General features: G+C 69.2%; 12 protein-coding genes. 2 read left to right on the forward strand and 10 right to left on the reverse strand.

Annotated elements, in window-relative coordinates:
- Window positions 1-8 precede the first annotated feature (8 nt).
- Genes QMO14_RS08820 through QMO14_RS08830 form a run of 3 tightly spaced genes read right to left on the reverse strand, consistent with a single transcriptional unit; the run spans window position 9 to window position 3,843 of the window.
- Complete coding sequence (locus QMO14_RS08820; protein WP_301506121.1) at window positions 9-1,208, reverse strand: ABC transporter substrate-binding protein; 1,200 nt, start codon at window positions 1,206-1,208, stop codon at window positions 9-11.
- A gap of 54 nt (window positions 1,209-1,262) precedes the next feature.
- Window positions 1,263-2,039 carry an SDR family NAD(P)-dependent oxidoreductase gene (locus QMO14_RS08825; protein WP_301506123.1) on the reverse strand — a complete coding sequence of 259 codons (777 nt, stop codon included), beginning with the start codon at window positions 2,037-2,039 and terminating at the stop codon, window positions 1,263-1,265.
- A gap of 43 nt (window positions 2,040-2,082) precedes the next feature.
- Complete coding sequence (locus tag QMO14_RS08830; protein WP_301506125.1) at window positions 2,083-3,843, reverse strand: FAD-dependent oxidoreductase; 1,761 nt, start codon at window positions 3,841-3,843, stop codon at window positions 2,083-2,085.
- Window positions 3,844-4,029: 186 nt separating this feature from the next.
- Between QMO14_RS08830 and QMO14_RS08835 the strand changes: the two genes are divergently transcribed.
- Window positions 4,030-4,827 (forward strand): IclR family transcriptional regulator, encoded by a 798-nt coding sequence (locus QMO14_RS08835; RefSeq protein WP_301506127.1) that lies wholly within the window; start codon window positions 4,030-4,032, stop codon window positions 4,825-4,827.
- A 77-nt stretch (window positions 4,828-4,904) separates the two neighbouring features.
- Here QMO14_RS08835 and QMO14_RS08840 read toward each other — a convergent pair whose 3' ends face one another.
- The 6 genes from QMO14_RS08840 to QMO14_RS08865 all read right to left on the reverse strand — a co-directional run bounded on the left by QMO14_RS08840 (window position 4,905) and on the right by QMO14_RS08865 (window position 9,984).
- A complete protein-coding gene (locus tag QMO14_RS08840) occupies window positions 4,905-5,651 on the reverse strand; it encodes a 1-acyl-sn-glycerol-3-phosphate acyltransferase (protein WP_301506129.1) in 747 nt (248 codons plus the stop codon).
- 142 nt (window positions 5,652-5,793) lie between these two features.
- On the reverse strand, window positions 5,794-7,080 hold the full coding sequence (locus QMO14_RS08845) for a dihydroorotase (RefSeq protein ID WP_301506131.1): 1,287 nt from the start codon (window positions 7,078-7,080) through the stop codon (window positions 5,794-5,796).
- A gap of 139 nt (window positions 7,081-7,219) precedes the next feature.
- Window positions 7,220-8,182: an aspartate carbamoyltransferase catalytic subunit gene (locus tag QMO14_RS08850; RefSeq protein ID WP_056577783.1), complete on the reverse strand. Its 963-nt coding sequence runs from the start codon at window positions 8,180-8,182 to the stop codon at window positions 7,220-7,222.
- Window positions 8,183-8,683 (reverse strand): bifunctional pyr operon transcriptional regulator/uracil phosphoribosyltransferase PyrR, encoded by a 501-nt coding sequence (gene pyrR, locus QMO14_RS08855; protein ID WP_301506137.1) that lies wholly within the window; start codon window positions 8,681-8,683, stop codon window positions 8,183-8,185.
- A gap of 145 nt (window positions 8,684-8,828) precedes the next feature.
- The gene (ruvX, locus tag QMO14_RS08860) at window positions 8,829-9,260 is read right to left on the reverse strand and encodes a Holliday junction resolvase RuvX (RefSeq protein ID WP_301506139.1); all 432 of its coding nucleotides are present in this window, start codon (window positions 9,258-9,260) and stop codon (window positions 8,829-8,831) included.
- Between the two features lie 124 nt (window positions 9,261-9,384).
- On the reverse strand, window positions 9,385-9,984 hold the full coding sequence (locus QMO14_RS08865; protein ID WP_301506141.1) for a YqgE/AlgH family protein: 600 nt from the start codon (window positions 9,982-9,984) through the stop codon (window positions 9,385-9,387).
- On the opposite strand from QMO14_RS08865, the gene QMO14_RS08870 reads away from it, so the two are divergent.
- Entirely contained in the window at window positions 9,985-11,484 is a 1,500-nt protein-coding gene (locus tag QMO14_RS08870) for a deoxyribodipyrimidine photo-lyase (protein ID WP_301506143.1), read from the forward strand.
- A 48-nt stretch (window positions 11,485-11,532) separates the two neighbouring features.
- On the opposite strand, the gene QMO14_RS08875 is transcribed toward QMO14_RS08870, so the two are convergent.
- A complete protein-coding gene (locus QMO14_RS08875; RefSeq protein WP_301506145.1) occupies window positions 11,533-17,727 on the reverse strand; it encodes an Hpt domain-containing protein in 6,195 nt (2,064 codons plus the stop codon).
- Window positions 17,728-17,858: the final 131 nt, after the last annotated feature.

Consider the following 17,858-nt stretch of genomic DNA (forward strand, 5'->3'; position numbering starts at 1 on the left):
TGTCTTGCTTACTGCTTGAAGTCGGCCGGCTTGAGGCCCTGGATCAGCGCGTCGGTGTAGGGCATCAGCTTGCCGTCCTTCCAGCGGATCCAGACCAGGTCCTTGGCGGTCAGCGCCTCGTGGTTGGTCTTGCTGAAGGGCTTGTCGTAGGTCTTCAGCACGCCCTGCACCGGCGTCTTCAGGTCTTCGAGCGCCGCGCGCACCGCCGCGCCGTCGGTGCTGTTGGCCTGCTTCATGGCCTGGGCCAGCAGCTGCATGGAGTCGTAGCCGTGCAGCGCGAACGAGAAAGAGCCCGGCGCCTTCAGCTTGCTGCCGATGCGGTCGAACAGCTTCTGCTGCGCGGGCGTGCGGGTCTCGCTCACGGTGCGCATGAAGATCGGTTTCTCGGCCAGTGCCTTGCCGGCCGCGTCGTAGAAGGTGATGTTGTCGGCGGCCCAGGAGGTGAGCATCAACGGGAAGTAGTTGATCTTCTCCATGCTGCGCACCAGCTGCGCGATGGGCGTGCCCTGCGCCCACACCACCACGGTGTCGACGTTGGCGGCCTTCATCTTGCTGAGCTGCGAGGTCATGTCGGTGTCGCCGACGCCGAAGCGCTCGGTGGCCGCGATCTTGATGTCCTGCAGCTTGGCGATCTCTTCCATGTCCTTCAGGCCGCCCTGGCCGTAGCCGGTGGTCTCGGCCATCAGGCCCACCACCTTCGAGCCGGCGGTGTTCTTCTTCACGTAGGCCATGAGCGCGGCGACCTGCTCGCGGTCGACCATCGAGACGCGGAACATGTAGTTGTCGGCGCCGGGGCTCATCGGCTTGGTGATGTCGGTGCCCGAGCCCACGTTGCCCAGCACCGGAATCTTCTTCTGGTTGGCGATGTGCTTCCACGCCATCGCGTTGCCCGAGTTGGTGGGGCCGAACACGGCGACCACCTTCTCGTTGTCGATCAGGTCGCTCATGTTCTGGATCGACTTGGGCGGCGCCGACACGTCGTCGCGCGTGACCAGCGCCAGCTTCCTGCCCAGCACGCCGCCGGCGGCGTTGATGTCGGCGATGGCCGCTTCCATGCCCAGCACCGCGGCCTGGCCGCTCTGCGCCGAGGGCGACGCGGAGAGGTCGCCGTTGTAGCCGACCTTGATGTCCTGCGCCATGGCGCCAGCCGTGAAGGCGGCGAACGCGGCCGCGGCGAGCAGCGTCTTGTACGGACGGATGATTTTCATTTTTTGTCTCCTGAGGTTGATGGACGGGAAAGCGGGAAGAAACCGGAAAGCGCCTCAGACGGCGAGGAAGCCGCCATCCACCGGCAGCACGATGCCGGTGACGTAGCGCGACATGTCGCTGGCCAGGAAGATCACCGGGCCGACGAGGTCTTCGGTCTGGCCGACGCGGCCCATGGGGATGCGCGTCATGAACGATTCGAGGCGCTGCGGGTTCTCGCGGGTGGCGGCGGTCATGGGCGTCTCGATCACGCCGGGGGCCAGCGCGTTGACGCGCACGCCGGCCGGCGCGAGTTCCTGCGCGAGCGACTGCGTGAGCATCTTGATCGCGCCCTTCGACGGCGAGTAGCCCAGGCTAGCGCCCTGCCCCGCGTAGGCGGCGATGGAAGCGATGTTGATGATCGAGCCCTTCGTCTGCCTGAGCACCGGAATGAAGGCCAGCGTGGTGTTGAAGGTGCCGTGCACGTTCACGTCGATGGTCTTCTTCCAGTTGGCCGCGGCGTTCGGGCTGCTGGTGTTCTCGCGGATGATGATGCCGGCGTTGTTGACCAGCAGGTCGACGTTGCCGATCTCCTTGCCCACGCGCTCGGCCAGCGCCTGGCAGGCCTCGGGCGCGGTCACGTCGAGCACGAACGGCCAGGCCTCGCCGCCCGCGTCGCGCACCAGCTGCGTGGTCTCGCGCACGGTGGCGTCGTTCATGTCGGTGACGACGACGCGCGCGCCGGCCTGCGCCAGGCCCAGCGCGAGCGCGCGGCCGTTGCCCTGGCCCGCGCCGGTGATGAAGGCCAGGCGGCCTTCGAGCAGGCGGGGTGCGACGGTGGATGGAAAGGCCATCGGTGTCTCCTTCTCTCTATATATATGTGTGGGTGTATGACGCTCAGGCGGCGCGGCCGACCGGCACGGCCTCGCGCTGCTCCACCTTCAGCTGCGCCGTGGCCTTGGCTTCGGCCTGCGCGACCTGCAGGCCCGCGACGTAGCCGAAGGTCAGCGCCGGGCCGAGCGTGATGCCGGCGCCGGGGTAGTTGCCGCCCATCACGCTGGCAGCGTCGTTGCCCACCGCGTAGAGGCCCTTGATCGGCTGGCGGTTGGCGTCGAGCACGCGGGTCTTCTCGTCGGTGACGAGGCCGGCAAAGGTGCCGATGTCGCCGACCACCAGCCTGATGGCGTAGTAAGGGCCGTTCTCCAGCGGCGCCACGCAGGGGTTGGGCGTGATGTTGGCGTCACCCTGGTAGCGGTTGTAGGCCTTGCTGCCCTTGCCGAAGGCGGGGTCGTCGCCGTTGCGCGCGCCCTTGTTGAACTCCTGCACGGTGGCCTCGAGCGTGGCGGGCGCGATGCCGAGTTCCCTGGCCAGCTCGCCGACGGTGGCGCCGCGCTTGAGGTAGCCGCTCTTGAGGTGCCGGCCGATGGGCAGCGGCGCGGGCGCGACGCAGCCCAGGCCGTAGTCGCGCAGCGCCTTGTGGTCGCACAGCAGCCAGGCCGAGACCTCGGGCTCGCCCTTGCAGGCCTTGACCATCGCCTGCACGAAGTCGTGGTACGAGTTGCCTTCGTTGGTGAAGCGGCGGCCCTTGGCGGTGACCGCGATCACGCCGGGCTTGGCGCGGTCGATGAAGTGCGGCATCACGCCCTTGCTGCCGTCCGGGCGCGTGGTGACCGACGCGGGCACCCAGGCCGCGGCGTGCGGGATGGTGCCGTCGACGCGGCCGCCCACCGCTTCGGCCAGGCGCAGGCCGTCGCCGGTGTTGGTCGAAGGCGATGGCGAGTAGTGCTCGCGGCCGGTGGGCGCGTGCGGGAAGAGCTGCTTGCGGCGCTCCACGTCGTAGGGGAAGCCGCCGCAGGCCAGCACCACGCCGCGCTTCGCGACCACGCGCACGTTCTGGCCTTCGTGCTGCACCACGGCTCCAGCGACGCCGTCGTACTCCACCACCAGCTTCTTCACCGGCGACGAGAGCCACACAGGAATGTTCTTGTCCATCGCGGCCTTGGCCAGGCGGCCGGCCAGCGCGTTGCCGTTGGTCAGTGTCATGCCGCGGCCATGGCGCAGCACGTCGAGGAAGTGGCGGCTCAGGCGCTTGGTCACGTACCAGAACGAGGTCGGCGACTTGAAGGCCCGCATGAAGTGTTTGATCTCGGGGCCCGAGCCCAACATCATCCCGAACACGGTGAGCTCGGGCAGCGGCGGCGCCAGCTGCTTGATGCGCTTGCCCAGCTCGCGTCCGTCGAACGGGCGCGTGACCATCGAGCGGCCGCCCTGCTGGCCGCCGGGTGCCTCGGCGTGGTAGTCGGGGAAGACGGCCGGCATGTCGAACTGCACGCAGGTGTTGCGCGTGAAGAAGTCGATGGCCTTGGGGCCCATGTCCAGGAAGGCGCCGACGCGCGCGGCGTCGAAGTGCGTGGTGGCCTCGTGCTTCATGTATTCGAGCGCGGCGCCCTCGGGCTCGTGGATGCCCTGCTCCGTGGCCAGGCGCGTGCCCGGAATCCACAGCCAGCCGCCCGAGCGCGCGGTGGTGCCGCCGAAGCGCGGCTCTTTCTCGACCACCAGCACCTTGAGTCCCTGCGAAGCCGCCGTGACCGCGGTGGCCATGCCCGATGCGCCGCTTCCGACGACGAGCACGTCGCATTCAAAAGTGTTCTGTTCCATGTCTCTGTCTGTTCGCGAGTTTGTGTAAGACCAAAGTTGCGCCGCAGTTTAGGCAGCGATATTGATATGGTCAAGCCTCTTCGTTACTATCAGATGATCAATCATCATCGATTGAGCACGACAATATCAGTAGAAACCCTGATGGCTATACTCGCCCCCACTCTCACTCCCCACGCCGGGCGCCCCATGGAAAAGCCAAGACGTGGCATTCAGTCGGTCGAAATCGGAACGCAACTGCTGGTGGCGCTCGGGCGCCACGTGGCGCCCATGGCGCTGCGCGACCTGGGCAAGGCTGCGGGCGTTCCGGTCGGCAAGGCGCACCCCTATCTGGTCAGCTTCCTGAAGGTCGGCTTCGTCGTGCAGGACAGCGCGGGCCGCTACGAGCTGGGCCCGCTGGCCCTGCAGCTGGGGCTGGCCAAGCTGCAGCGGCTCGACCCGATCAAGGAGGCTTCTCCGCTGATCGAACAGCTCGCGTCGGAAACCGAACAGAGCATCGCGGTGGCGGTCTGGGGCAATTTCGGGCCGACCGTGGTGCGGCTGGAAGAGCCGATCCATCCGCTGCACGTGAACCTGCGCACCGGCACCGTCATGTCGCTGGCCTACACCGCGACGGGCCGCCTCTTCGCGGCCTACCTGCCGCCCAAGGTGGTCGAGAAGATGATGCTGGACGACCTCGCGCGCACCCGCCCCGCGGACGGCCGCGGCGCCACCGCCGAGCTGTCGCGCGCCGAGATCGAGGCGCTTCTGGTCGAGACGCGCCTGCACGGCATGTCGCGCACGCTGGGCCAGCCGATCCCGGGCATCGACGCCTTTTGCGCGCCGGTGTTCGACTCGACCAACAACCTGGTGCTGGGCATCACCGCCATGGGCCCCGAAGCCACCTTCGACCGCGACTGGGAAGGCCGCGTGGCCGTGCCGCTGAGGGCCTGCGCGCTGGAAATCTCTCGCCGTCTGGGCTTCGTGCCGACGGGCGAGCAGGCCTGAGCACGGTTCGTCACCGGCTCCTCGACAAACAAGAAAGGCGCTTCAACGAAGCGCCCTTTGCTTTGGTTCCGGGCCGGTCAGTGCGTCTCGCGGCGCAGCTGCTGCACGTCTTCGTGCAGCGAATGCGCCCACTCGCGCCGGTCGCGCCCGTGCGGGTCCTGCGGCTCGCCGAAGCGCACGATGGCCAGCAGCGGCGGCGCGCGCAGCGTGTTCCACAGCGAGACGACAAGGTTGTCGTCGTCGATGTAGCGCGGCGCCTGGCTGGTCTCGCCGGTGGCGGCGTCGGCGAAGCGCAGCGCGGCGGGCAGCACCGGCGCGCCCGAGGAGATCGACGCCTGCAGCAGGTTGGCGTGAAAGGGCAGCAGGCCCCGGCCGTCGCTGGTCGTGCCCTCGGGAAACACGCCGATCAGGTCGCCGTTGCGCAATGCCTCGGTCATGTGGTGCACCACGCGCAGCGCGTCGCGGCGGCGTTCACGCTCGATGTAGAGCGTGCCCGAGCCGTTGGACAGCGTGCCGATCAGCGGCCAGCCCTTCACGTCCGACTTCGACACGAAGCGCACATGCCGCGCGGCATGGATGGTGGTGATGTCCAGCCACGAGAGGTGGTTGCAGATCAGCAGCACCGGCCCCGCGGGCGGCGGCGTGCCCTGCACCACCAGCGTGATGCCCATGAGCTCCAGCATGCGCCGCGACCACGCCTGCACGCGTGCATTGCGCTCGGCCTGCGTGAGATTCGGGAAGGTGAAGCGGATCGTCCACCAGCCCGAGGCCGCGTGCGCCACCGCGCGCGTCAGGCGCCAGCAGGCTTTCAGCGAATGCAACATCAGACGGGCGCCCTCTCAGTTGCTTCAATGCATGGTCGCGAAACACCGCGGAACCGGCTCTGCCGGGGCGCTGGTGTTGCCCCCTGCAAGGGGGTTGGCGTAGCGACACGAAGTGCGCGAAGACTGGGGGTGAGCTTCATTTCTAGCCGTGGACCACGCGACCGGCCACCAGCGTGTGGCGCGCGCGGCCCTGCATCGGATAGCTGGCGAAGGGCGTGTGCTTGCCCTGGCTCCTGAGCGCGTCGGGCAGCACCTGCCATTCGAGCGCGGGATCGGCGATGCACAGGTCGGCCACGCCGCCCTCCTGCAGACGGCCGATGCCGGTGCCCGCGTCGGCCGCGCTCAGCAGGCGCGCGGGCGCGGAGGTGACGACCTCGATGGCGCGCGCGAGGCCCGCGCCGCTGCGCTCGCCCCATTGCAGCGCGAGCGGCAGCAGCAATTCGAGGCCGGTGGCGCCCGCCTCGCTCTCGGCGAAGGGCAGGGTCTTGGCGTCGGCCTCGACCGGCGTGTGATCGGACACCAGCGCGTCGATGGTGCCATCGGCCAGCGCGGCCGAAAGCGCGTCGCGGTCGCCCTGCTGGCGCAGCGGCGGGTTCAGGCGGGCGCGGCTGTCGAAGTAGCCGATGTCGGTGTCGGCCAGGTGCAGCGAGTTGATGCTGACGTCGCAGGTGATCGGCAGCCCCTGCGCCTTGGCCTGGCGCACCAGCTCCACGCCGCGCGCGCTGGAGACGCGGCACAGGTGCACGCGCGCGCCGGTGGCCTTCATCAGCTCGACGATGGTGAAGATGGCGATGGTCTCGGCCGAGACCGGCACGCCCGCGAGACCGAGCCGCGTGGCCAGCGGGCCGCTGGCGGCGACGCCCTTGCCGAGGTCGCGGTCCTGCGGGCGCAGCCACACGGTGTAGCCGAAGGTGCTGGCGTACGAGAGCGCGCGCTGCAGCACCTGCGTGTCGGCCAGCGGCACGTCGGCCTGGCCGAAGCCGATGCAGCCGGCCTCGGTGAGCTCTGCCATCTCGGTCAGCACGCCGCCGGCCAGGCCGCGCGTGAGCGCGCCCAGCGGGAACAGGCGCGCGCCCTGCAGCTTCTCGGCGCGGAACTTGAGCATCTCGACCAGCCCAGGCTCGTCGAGCACCGGGTCGGTGTCGGGCGGGCACACGAGGCTGGTCACGCCGCCCGCGATGGCCGCGGCCATTTCGCTTTCGAGCATGCCTTCGTGCTCATAGCCGGGCTCGCGCAGCCGCGCGGCCAGGTCGACGAGGCCCGGCGCGACGATGCAACCCGTGGCGTCGATGGTGCGATCGGCCCTGAAGCCGGCGGGAATGCTGCCGCCGATGCCGGCGATCTTTCCGTCGGCAATGGCGATGTCGGCCTGCTTGTCGGTGCCCGATGCGGGGTCGACAACACGGCCGTTGGTGATGTGGATGTTCATGCGTCTGTACTTCCGGTGACAGTCATGGCCTTTTCGGGAAACACCGTGGAACCGGCTTCGCCGGGCCACTGGTGTTGCCCCCGGCAGGGGGTTGGCGAAGCGACACGAAGTGCGCGAAGACTGGGGGCGAGCAACATTTCTATGCTTCGTTACCTGCCACGATGCTCATTACCGCCATGCGCACGGCGATGCCGAAGGTGACCTGCGGAAGGATCACGCTCTGCTTGCCGTCGACCACGGCGGAGTCGATCTCCACGCCCCGATTGATGGGGCCCGGGTGCATCACGATGGCGTCGGGCTTGGCCAGCTGCAGCTTTTCCTGCGTGAGGCCGAAGGTCTTGAAGAACTCCTGCGACGAAGGCAGCAGCGCGCCGCTCATGCGCTCGTTCTGCAGGCGCAGCATGATGACCACGTCGCAGTCCTTGATGCCTTCCTCGAGCGTGTGGCACACGCGCACGCCCATGCCGGCCATGTCGGCGGGCACCAGGGTCTTGGGGCCGACCACGCGCACCTCGGCACAGCCCAGCGTGGTGAGCGCGTGGATGTCGGAGCGCGCCACCCGCGAATGCAGCACGTCGCCGACGATGGCGACCGTGAGGTTCGAGAAGTCTTTCTTGTAGTGGCGGATCGTGTACATGTCGAGCAGCCCCTGCGTCGGGTGCGCATGGCGGCCGTCGCCGGCGTTCACCACGTGCACGTGCGGCGCAACGTGCTGCGCGATCAGGTAGGGCGCGCCCGACTCGCTGTGGCGCACCACGAACAGGTCGGCGGCCATGGCGCTCAGGTTGGCGATGGTGTCCAGCAGCGACTCGCCCTTGGTGGCCGAGGAACGCGCGATGTCGAGGTTGATGACGTCAGCGCTCAGGCGCTTGGCCGCGATCTCGAAGGTGGTGCGGGTGCGCGTACTGTTCTCGAAGAACAGGTTGAACACGCTCTTGCCGCGCAAGAGCGGCACCTTCTTCACCTCGCGGTCGCTCACGCTCGTGAAGTTGGCTGCCGTATCGAGGATGTGCGTGACGATGTCCTTGGGCAGGCCCTCGATGGACAGCAGGTGGATCAGCTCGCCGTTCTTGTTGAGCTGGGGGTTTCGCTTGTAGAGCATTTACTTGCTTTCCTCCACCTTCAGGCTGAATGCGCCGTCCGCCGCGCGGGCCAGGGCCAGCAACTGGGAATTCGGCAGCGTGAGCGTCGTCGCGGCGAAATCGGCCGCCACCGGCAGCTCGCGTCCGCCGCGATCCACCAGCACCGCGAGGCGCACGCTGGCCGGGCGGCCGAAGTCGAACAGCTCGTTGAGCACCGCGCGGATGGTGCGGCCGGTGTAGAGCACGTCGTCGAGCAGCAGCACGTCGGCGCCGTTGGCGTCGAAGGGCAGCGCGGTCTGCGCACTGGCCGAGAGGCCACGGCGCGAGAAGTCGTCGCGGTGCATGGCCGACGAAATGATGCCGGGCGCGCCGGGCAGGCCCAGGTCCTTCTGCAGCCGCTCGACCAGCCAGGCGCCGCCGGAGGTGATGCCCACCAGCTTCGTTTCAGGGCGCATCAGCGGCTTCACGCCGGCCAGCAGATCGAGATACAACGCCTCGGCGTCAGGAACGACAGAACTCACGATGATTGCTCCAGGGCAGGGCGAGGGGAAAAGGAAACGGACGCTCGGGGAACACCGTGGAACCGGCTGCGCCGGGCCACCGGTGTTGCCCCCGGCGAGGGGGTTGGCGAAGCGACACGAAGTGCGCGAAGCCTGGGGGAGAGCCTCATTCCGGGATGCTCCTCAGAAATTGCTCCAGGATGATGCAGGCCGAAGCGGCATCGGCATCGCGGGCACCGGAGGCCAGCGCCTCGGTGGTGCTGTAGCGCTCGTCGACCTCGAACACCTGGAGATTGAAACGGCCTCGCAGCTGGCGCGCGAACTTCTGCGCGCGGCGGGTGTTCTCGTGCGCGGCGCCGTCGGGGTGCCAGGGCACGCCGATCACCAGCGCGTCGGGCTGCCACTCCTTGATGCGCGCCTCGACCTGCGCGAAGCGCGCGTCGCCCTCGGCCTTGATGGTGGGCTGGGGCGTGGCGGTGCGCAGCAGCCGGTTGCCGCTGGCCACGCCCGTGCGCTTCAGGCCGAAGTCGAAGGCCAGGAAGCTCTGGAAATGGGCGGGAACAACTGCAGGTGCTGAGGGCTGAGCACTGCCAGACATCGCCGGTCCACTCACAGGAACAGGGGGCCGCCGCGCACGGCCGCCCGAAGCGGCCGGCCCGCCCCCGGAAGGGGGTTGGCGAAGCGACACGAAGTGCGCGCAGCCTGGGGGTGAGCCAAGTTCATCAGGCGTGTCCGGCGTCGGGGGACAGCTTCCAGGCCTCCAGGCCCAGCAGCATCAGCGCCTTGTCGTAGCGCTGCTCGATGGGAGTGTCGAAGATCACGGCCGGGTCGGCACCCACGGTGAGCCAGCTGTTCTCGGCCAGCTCGGATTCGAGCTGGCCTTCCCCCCAGGCCGCATAGCCCAGGGAAACCAGCACCTTGCGCGGGCCCGCGCCGGTGGCCAGGGCCTCCAGCACGTCCTTGGAGGTGGTCATCTCGAGCCCGCCGGGGATGGTCATGGTCGAGGCGTAGACGGATTCCTCGGGCTTCTCGGCCTGGGCGAAGACCGGCTCGTGCAGCACGAAGCCGCGCTCGGTCTGCACCGGGCCGCCCTGGAAGACGGGGGCTTCGCCCAGCTCGGGGCGGGCGAGGTGCAGCTCGATCTTCTCGAAGAGCACCTTGAGGTTGATGTCGCTGGGCTTGTTGATCACCAGGCCGAGCGCGCCGCGCTCGCTGTGTTCGCAGAGGTAGACGACGCTGCGGTTGAAAGTTTTGTCTTCCATCCCGGGCATCGCTATCAAAAAGTGATGCGTGAGGTTCATCGGGGCAGAATCGGCGGCCATATGCCTCCGATTTTACTGGCCGTCGACAAGACCTATCCCAAAGGGCTCATGTGGTTCCGCCGCGACCTTCGCGTGGACGACAACGCCGCCCTCTACCGGGCGCTGCGGGCCTGCAGGCAGGTGCTGTGCGTCTTCGTGTTCGACAAGGCGATCCTGGACGCCCTGCCCAGCGTCGACCGCCGGGTCGAATTCATCCGCGAATCGCTGGTGGAGCTCGAAGCCGAACTGCGCGCGCTGGGCGGCGGGCTGATCGTGAGGCACGCGGTGGCGGCGCAGGAGATTCCGGCGCTGGCCCGCGAGCTGGAGGTTCAGGCGGTGTTCGCCAACCGCGACGACGAGCCCGATGCGCTGGAGCGCGACGCCAAGGTCTTCGGCGCGCTGGCCAATGCCGGCGTGACCTTCCACACCTACAAGGACTCGACCGTCTTCGACCGCGACGAGGTCATGACCAAGACCGGCCAGCCCTACACGGTGTTCACGCCGTACAAGCGGGCCTGGCTGGCCAAGCTCGATTCCTTCTTCCTGAAGTCGTACCCGGTGCGCAGCCACGCCGACGCGCTCGCGCCCTCGCCGCAGGCTTACGGCGAGCCGGTGCCCGCGCTGCGCGAGATCGGCTTCGAGAAGAGCAACCTCTCGGCACTGGAGATACCCACCGGCACCCGTGGCGCCGGCCAGCTCTTCGAGGACTTCTTCGAGCGCATCGACCGCTACGACGAGGCCCGCAATTTCCCCGCCGTGCGCGGCCCCAGCTACATGGGCATCCACCTGCGCTTCGGGACGGTGTCGATCCGGCAGCTGGCCAGCCTGTCGCACCAGCTTTCGCTGCAGGGCAACACCGGCGCGGCGACCTGGCTGAGCGAGCTGATCTGGCGGGAGTTCTATTTCCAGATCCTGGCGCACTTCCCGCACGTGCACAAAAGCGGCGAGTCGAAGAGCTTCCGGCCCGAGTACGACAAGATCCAGTGGCACCACGGCAAGCACGCCGACCAGCTCTTCGACGCCTGGTGCAACGGCCGCACCGGCTACCCGCTGGTGGACGCGGCCATGCTGCAGATCAACCAGAGCGGCTACATGCACAACCGCCTGCGCATGGTGGCGGCGAGCTTCCTGTGCAAGGACCTGGGGCTGGACTGGCGGCGCGGCGAGGCCTACTTCGCGCTGCACCTCAACGACTTCGAGCTGGCATCGAACAACGGCGGCTGGCAGTGGGCCAGCTCCAGCGGCTGCGACGCCCAGCCCTACTTCCGCATCTTCAACCCGGTGACGCAGAGCGAACGCTTCGACCCCGAGGGCAAGTTCATCCGCCGCTACCTGCCGCAGCTGGCGGGCCTGTCGAACGCGGCGATCCACGCGCCGTGGCTGGCCTCGCCGGTGGAGCTGGAAGCGGCCGGCATCAAGCTGGGCGAGACCTACCCGAAGCCGGTGGTCGACCATGCGGAGGCGCGCGAGAAGACGCTGCAGCGCTACGGGGTGGCGCGGGCGAAGGCGCTGCAGAAATGAAGAAGGGGCCGCGAGGCCCCTTCTTCATGAACGAACAGACGGCGCGCCTCAGGCGGCAGCGGCCACCAGCGCCGGCTCGCTCGTGTACGCACGCACCAGGCGCAGCAGTTCCTCTTCCGAGTACGGCTTGCCGAGGTAGTGGTTCACGCCCAGCGTGCGCGCATAGTCGCGGTGCTTCTCGGCGATGCGCGAGGTGATCATGATGATCGGCAGCTCGGCCAGGGCCGCGTCGGCGCGAATGTTGCGGGCCAGGTCGAAGCCGTCCATGCGCGGCATCTCGATGTCCGACAGCACCACCGCCGGGCGCTCCTGCTGAAGCCGTTCGAGCGCCTGCAGGCCGTCGGCGGCGAGCGACACGCGATAGCCTTCGCGCTGCAGCAGACGCTGCGTGACCCGGCGCACGGTGATGGAGTCGTCCACCACCAGCACCAGCGGAATCTGCGGCGCCACCGGGGCCAGCACCGGCAGCGGCTCCTGCGGCGCGCCGTGCTCGGCCGTGGCGGCCGCCGAAGCTTGCGTCGAGGCAGCCAGCGCGGCGGCCTGGCGCTCGCGCGCCTGTTCGCCGTGCACCGCGGCCAGCGCCACCGGGTTGTAGATCAGCGCCACGGCACCCGAGGCCAGCACCGAGATGCCGGCCAGTCCGGGCAGCCGCGCGAGCTGCGGGCCGAGGTTCTTCACCACGACTTCCTGGTTGCCCAGCACTTCGTCCACGTGCAGGGCCACGCGCTGCGCCGCGCTTCGCACGACCACGATAGTGTTGTTCTTGGCCAGCCCCTGCCCGCTGCGCGTGGAAGCCTGCAGCAGCGCGCCAGTCCAGTAGAACGGTACGTGCTCGCTGCCGAAGGGATGGCTGTTGTTCAGGTAGGCGGCCTCGAGATCGCTCGAGCCCACGCGCTGCACCAGTTCCACCAGGTTGGACGGAATGCCGATGGACACCTCGCCCGCGCGCAGCATCACCACGTGCGTCACGGCGGTGGTCAGCGGCAGCACCAGCTTGAAGGTGGTGCCCTGGCCCGGGTTGCTGCGGGTCTCGATGCGCCCGCCGAGCGCCGCGATCTGCGCGCGCACCACGTCCATGCCGATGCCGCGTCCGGCGAGTTCGGAAACCTGCCCCGCCGTCGAGAAGCCGGGCTTGAAGATCAGCTCGGTGGCTTCTTCCGCCGTGAGTTCCTGATCGGCGCCGAGCAGGCCCAGGGCACGCGCACGGTCGGCGATGCGCTTGTTGTCCAGCCCGGCGCCGTCGTCGCGGAAGCTCACCGAGACGTCGTTGCCTTCGTGGTGCAGGTCGATGACGATCAGGCCGCTGGCGTCCTTGCCGGCCTTCTCGCGCACTGCCGCATCCTCGATGCCGTGGGCCACGCAGTTGCGCAGCAGGTGCTCGAAGGCGGGCGTCATGCGGTCCAGCACGCCGCGGTCCATTTCGATGGAGCCGCCGACGATGTCCAGGCGCACCTGCTTGCCGGTGTCCTTCGAGGCCTGGCGCACCACGCGGTAGAGGCGGTCGGAGATGCCTTCGAACTCCACCATTCGCGTGCGCAGCAGGCCGCGCTGCAGTTCGCGCGTCTGGCGCGCCTGCACGCTGAGATCGTCTTCCGTCGCCTGCACCGTCTTCTGCAGCGTGCGCTGCACGGTGGCCACGTCGTTCACCGACTCGGCCATCATGCGCGTGAGCTCCTGCACGCGGGTGAAGCGGTCGAACTCCAGCGGGTCGAAGCTCTGCTGCGAATCCTTGGCCTGCGCGAGGCGCGACTGCATCTGGCTTTCGGCCTGCACTTCGATGTCGCGCAGCTGCTGGCGCAGGCGGTCCAGGTTGCCCGTGAGGTCGGACAGCGATCCGCGCAGCTGGCCGAGCTCGGCCTCCAGGCGCGAACGCGTGATGATGACCTCGCCGGTCTGCGCGACCAGGCGGTCGAGCAGCTGGGTGCGGATGCGAACGGCCTGGCCGGTCGCGGCACGCAGTGGCGTGAGCAGCGCGGGCGCGGGGCGCGGCTGCAGCGGGGCGGGGGCGTCCGCTGCCGTGTCGGGAGCGGCCGCGGCAGTCTCGGCGGCGGGCTGGTCTTCCAGGCTCGCCACGGGCGCGGCGGTCTCGTCGTTCGCCGGCACGCCGGCTTCGGGTGCCTGGGAAGCAACGGTGACGGGCGCGGCCGACGTGGCCGCGGCCACGATCTGGGCCAGCTCGACCTGCGTGGCATCGTCGGCAGCGCGCAGCGCGTCGAAGGTGGCCTGCAGTGCGTCGAGGCGCATCAGCAGCTTCTCGATGTCGGCCCGTTCTGCGCCCTGGGAACCCAGGACTTCGATCTCGGACTCCATGCGGTGCGCGCGCTCGCCCAGGCGCATGGCGCCGGCCAGCCGGGCACTGCCCTTGAGCGTGTGCAGCGTGCGCAGCACCGAGGCGCGCGGCGCGCTGTCGTCGGGGTGGTGCGCCCACTGGCGCAGCGCCTCGCCGAGCTGGGGCAGCAGTTCGGCCGCCTCTTCCTCGAAGATGGGGAACAGGTCGACGTCGACCGCATCGGCCAGGTCGATGGCGTCCTCGGAATCGTCCAGCGCCACGTCGGCGACGGGCTCGCTGACCACCACCTGCGGCAGCGGCCGGGCTTCGGCACGCATGGCGACCTCGGTGGGCATCGGCGAGTTGGCGATGTCGCGCAGCGCCTGCAGCGTGCCTTCGGCCGGATCGCGCAGCAGGCCGACGGCGAACTGGTGCAGCAGGCGGCGCAGTTCGTCGGCCGCGGCCACCAGCACCATGCCTTGCTCGCGCGTGCCGCTGCCCTGCATCTGCAGGTGCTGCAGCGCGGCCTCGAACAGGCGGGCCATGCCAGACAGGCTGTGGAAGCCGACGGTAGCCGAGCTGCCGGCCAGCGAATGGGCCAGCGCGATGGTCGAATCAGGCAGTCGCTCGTGCGATTCGAGCGCCCATTCGCCGACGTCGGTGGCGAGCTGGCGGGACCACTCGTCGGCCTCGTTGAGGTAGACGTTGTAGAGCTGGATGCCGATGCGCAGCGGGCCGATGACCTTGACCTGGTCTTCGGTGCCTTCCTGCGCGACGGCGGGCGCGGCGGCTTCGGCCGGTTCGGTCGCCTCGACGCTCGTCAGAGGCTCCGGGGCCGGAGCCTCCACCGCGTCGGCGACGAGGATCTGCGCCTCGGCGGCAACGGCAGGTGCCTCGAAGATGGGCACGAGCGCTTCCTCGGCAGCCGCCGGGGCGGGTTCGGGCTCGGGTTCCGCCTCGAGCCGCGGCTCGGGCATGTCAGCCGGCTCATCCACGGACAGCGGCGCTTCGACCGCATCGACTGCTTCGACGGCTTCGGGTTCCGGCTCGACGGCGGGAGCCGCGGCCTGCACGGGCAGCGGCTCGGGCTCCCATTGCAGATCGGGCAGGCCTTCGGTGGTGGGTACCGTGGCGGCAACGGGTTGCGCCGCGGGAGCCGCCGGCTCGGCGGGCTCCTGTTTCAGTTCCACGGTCGCGGGCGTCTTCGCGGGTGGCGCGAGGAAGTCGAACATCTCGCCGCTGGGCAAGACCAGCGGCGCATGCTCTTCGGCCTGCGGCTTCGCCTCGAAGTCGATGAAGTCGGTCGACGCGAAATCGTCGTCGGCCTCGGGCGCGCCGGCTTTCATGGGCTCCAGCGCCTGCCAGTCGAGCGGCTGGAGCGGCGGGATCTCGGCTGCTGCCACCGGTGCGGGTGCGTGCGCGGATGCCGGGGGCTGTGTCGTCAGCGACAGGTCCGGCAGATCGGGCAGCCGCAGGGGTTGCAGTTCCGCCATCGCCGGCGGCACCGAAGCCGGAACTTCGAGCGGCGCGGGCGCGGACGCCGGCGCTTCGGCGGCGATGTGACGGGCGGCGACCGCCAGCGCCTGCGCGTCGGCCACGCGCACCGGCGGGGGCACGGGTTCGCCGGCCAGCAGCGCGTTGGCAACGCGGCTGAACGGCGCCGCCTGCCAGCCCTGCGCGGAACCCGAGGCGATGGCTTCGACCCACTGGCCGAAGTCCTTCATGGTGCGCTCGGTGCCTTCCAGCAGCGCTGGCGTGGCGGCGCGCTGGTCGGCCAGCCAGGTGTTGAGCACCTGTTCGAGCGACCACGCGGCATCGCCGAACTCGGTGAGGCCGACCATGCGCGAGCTGCCCTTGAGCGTGTGGAAGGCACGCCGCAGGATGGTGAGCTCTTCGGTGTCGTCCGGGTAGCTGGCGAGTTCCTCGATGGCGGCCAGGCCGTTCTGCACCACCTCGCGGGCCTCTTCGAGGAAGATGTTCTGCAGGTCGTCTTCTTCGAGCTCGGTGACTTCGGTGTCGGGCAGATCGGCCGGGCCGGAGATCTTGTGGGTCCAGCTGTCGGCCTTCTTGCTGAATTCCTCGATCGGCGAGGCCTTGGCCTTGGGCGCGGCGAGCGCCGCGAGCTTCGAGGCGATCTGGGCGTCGACCTCCTCGATGCTGAGCACGCCTTCAGCGGCGGGCGCCTGGGTGACGGCCGCGCCGTTGCCTTCCGTGGCATCGGTGGCCTGGCGGCCCATCAGCGGCTTGAGTTCACCCGCGTCGGCATCGAACACGAACAGGCGCTTGGCCAGCGCCGGCTGGTAGCCCAGCATGTCGATCAGGAAACCCAGCGCGCCGAGGTTGTTGCCCAGCGCGTCGAAGCCGGCCATTTCCTCGGCCGGCGAGGTGCTGACGAGCATTGCCTCGACGTCCTCGCGCATGCGCTGTACGGTGAGTGCGGCTTGATCGAGGCCGAGCACGGAAAAAACGCCGCGCATCTGCATGAGCTGCGTGGGCACGGTGCGCAGCAGGCCTTTTTCGGCCGGGCGGCGGAAATACTGGTCGAGCGACTTCTCGAGTTCGCTCAGGTGGCTGCGCAGCTCGTCGACCACGGTGCCCATGGTCTGGCGGTCGCTCACGCGGCGGTAGAGGTCCTCCATCCACGGCTCGAGCGGCTCGGAATGGCCGCCGGCGCGCACGCGTTCGATGCGGCCCGCCAGCTGCAGTGTGCGGGAGGTGAGCTGCGGATCGCTCGGGTCCAGGTCTTCGAGCGCGGCTTCCAGGTAGAGCACCGAGGTGGCGACTTCCATCGCGAGCTCCGTGCCCGGCGCCTGGCCGGAACGCACCGAAGCCTCTACCGCGTGGGTCAGGGCCTGCACCATCGGCAGGCTCGGCGGATGCAGCTTCTGCAGCGACTCGCCCAGCTGGGCGAAGGTGTCGGCCACCTGGCGCGTGCGGGTGATGTCGCCGCCCGAGAGCGCCGACCACATTTCCTTGGCGGTCTCGATACGCTTGCGCGCTTGCTGCAGCACCAGCGGATCGAAGCGGCCGAACTGCTCGACGTTGTAGTCGACGCGCTGCTCGCCCGTGATGCCCCAGGCGGTGCGCACGGTGCGCAGCGTGGCGGCATCGTCGCCGGCGGCGGGCACGGCCTGTGCGCAGAAGAAGAGCAGGTCCTGGCCCAGGCGGTCGGACACGAGGCTGTCGCCGCGCGCGAGCGTGGCGTACTGCAGCAGCACGCGCGAGGCGGCGCGCTTGACGTAGGCGTCGGGCTGGACCAGCCCGGTGGCCAGGGCCTCGAAGAAGCCGGCAGCCAGGGTCCAGAAGCTGGCGACGCGGGGCAGCAGCGCGCCACGGCCCAGCCCCAGGCACAGCGCATGCAGCCGGCGCGCAGCCTGTGTGTCACCGCTCTTGACGAGCTGGAGCACTTCTCGGTCGAGCCGCGAGCGCACCGCCGGGTCGTAGGTAACGGCCGCCTGCGTGACGGCCGGCTTGATCTCCACCCAGCGCCAGGCGGTGCTCCAGAGGTCGGCGGGATGCACGCGCTCATTGCCGACCAGTTCCAGCACGTCGCGGTACTGCGGGAACAGCGCGACCGACGACACCGGCTTGCCGGCCAGCAGCGCGCCCAGGAAGTCGGTGACGGCGAAGCCCGCACGCTCGATCTTGAGCACGGCGGCTTCGGTGCAGCGCTGCGGCTCGGCGATGAAGCCCTGCACCGCGAACTCGATGGCGCCGAGCACCAGCGCGGGCGAGGAATGCCCCACCATCTGGAGCGCGCCGACAGCCTGGTGCAGTTGCTGGCGGGCCATCTGCAGCGGGCCGGCCTCGGGCTCGGCGGCGGCATCCACTTCGCGTACGAAGCGCCGCAACGACTTGCCTACACCGTCAAGGGATTTCTGGATTTCTCCCAGCACCCAGGCCAGTGGCCCGAGGTCTTCGGTGACCGGCGTGTTGCCGGCATGCGGGGCCGTGGCAGGGGTTTGAATCGACACGTTGGATGCTCGCCGTTCTTTGACTGTCAGTTTTTCAATGGGCGCAAGGCGCCCCGAATGCACAAGGCCGCCGCGGCCGCTTCAAGGAAAACCGCGGAGCCGGCTTTGCCGGGCCATCGGTGCCGCCCCCT

This window comes from Variovorax sp. CAN15 (assembly GCF_030462475.1).
GTDB lineage: Bacteria > Pseudomonadota > Gammaproteobacteria > Burkholderiales > Burkholderiaceae_C > Variovorax.

Excerpts from the sequence above, each read along its gene's own strand:
- QMO14_RS08820 (WP_301506121.1), bottom strand. The coding sequence starts at position 1,208 with ATGAAAATCATCCGTCCGTACAAGACGCTGCTCGCCGCGGCCGCGTTC.
- QMO14_RS08825 (WP_301506123.1), bottom strand. The coding sequence starts at position 2,039 with ATGGCCTTTCCATCCACCGTCGCACCCCGCCTGCTCGAAGGCCGCCTG.
- QMO14_RS08830 (WP_301506125.1), bottom strand. The coding sequence starts at position 3,843 with ATGGAACAGAACACTTTTGAATGCGACGTGCTCGTCGTCGGAAGCGGC.
- QMO14_RS08835 (WP_301506127.1), top strand. The coding sequence starts at position 4,030 with ATGGAAAAGCCAAGACGTGGCATTCAGTCGGTCGAAATCGGAACGCAA.
- QMO14_RS08840 (WP_301506129.1), bottom strand. The coding sequence starts at position 5,651 with ATGTTGCATTCGCTGAAAGCCTGCTGGCGCCTGACGCGCGCGGTGGCG.
- QMO14_RS08845 (WP_301506131.1), bottom strand. The coding sequence starts at position 7,080 with ATGAACATCCACATCACCAACGGCCGTGTTGTCGACCCCGCATCGGGC.
- QMO14_RS08850 (WP_056577783.1), bottom strand. The coding sequence starts at position 8,182 with ATGCTCTACAAGCGAAACCCCCAGCTCAACAAGAACGGCGAGCTGATC.
- ruvX (WP_301506139.1), bottom strand. The coding sequence starts at position 9,260 with ATGTCTGGCAGTGCTCAGCCCTCAGCACCTGCAGTTGTTCCCGCCCAT.
- QMO14_RS08865 (WP_301506141.1), bottom strand. The coding sequence starts at position 9,984 with ATGGCCGCCGATTCTGCCCCGATGAACCTCACGCATCACTTTTTGATA.
- QMO14_RS08870 (WP_301506143.1), top strand. The coding sequence starts at position 9,985 with ATGCCTCCGATTTTACTGGCCGTCGACAAGACCTATCCCAAAGGGCTC.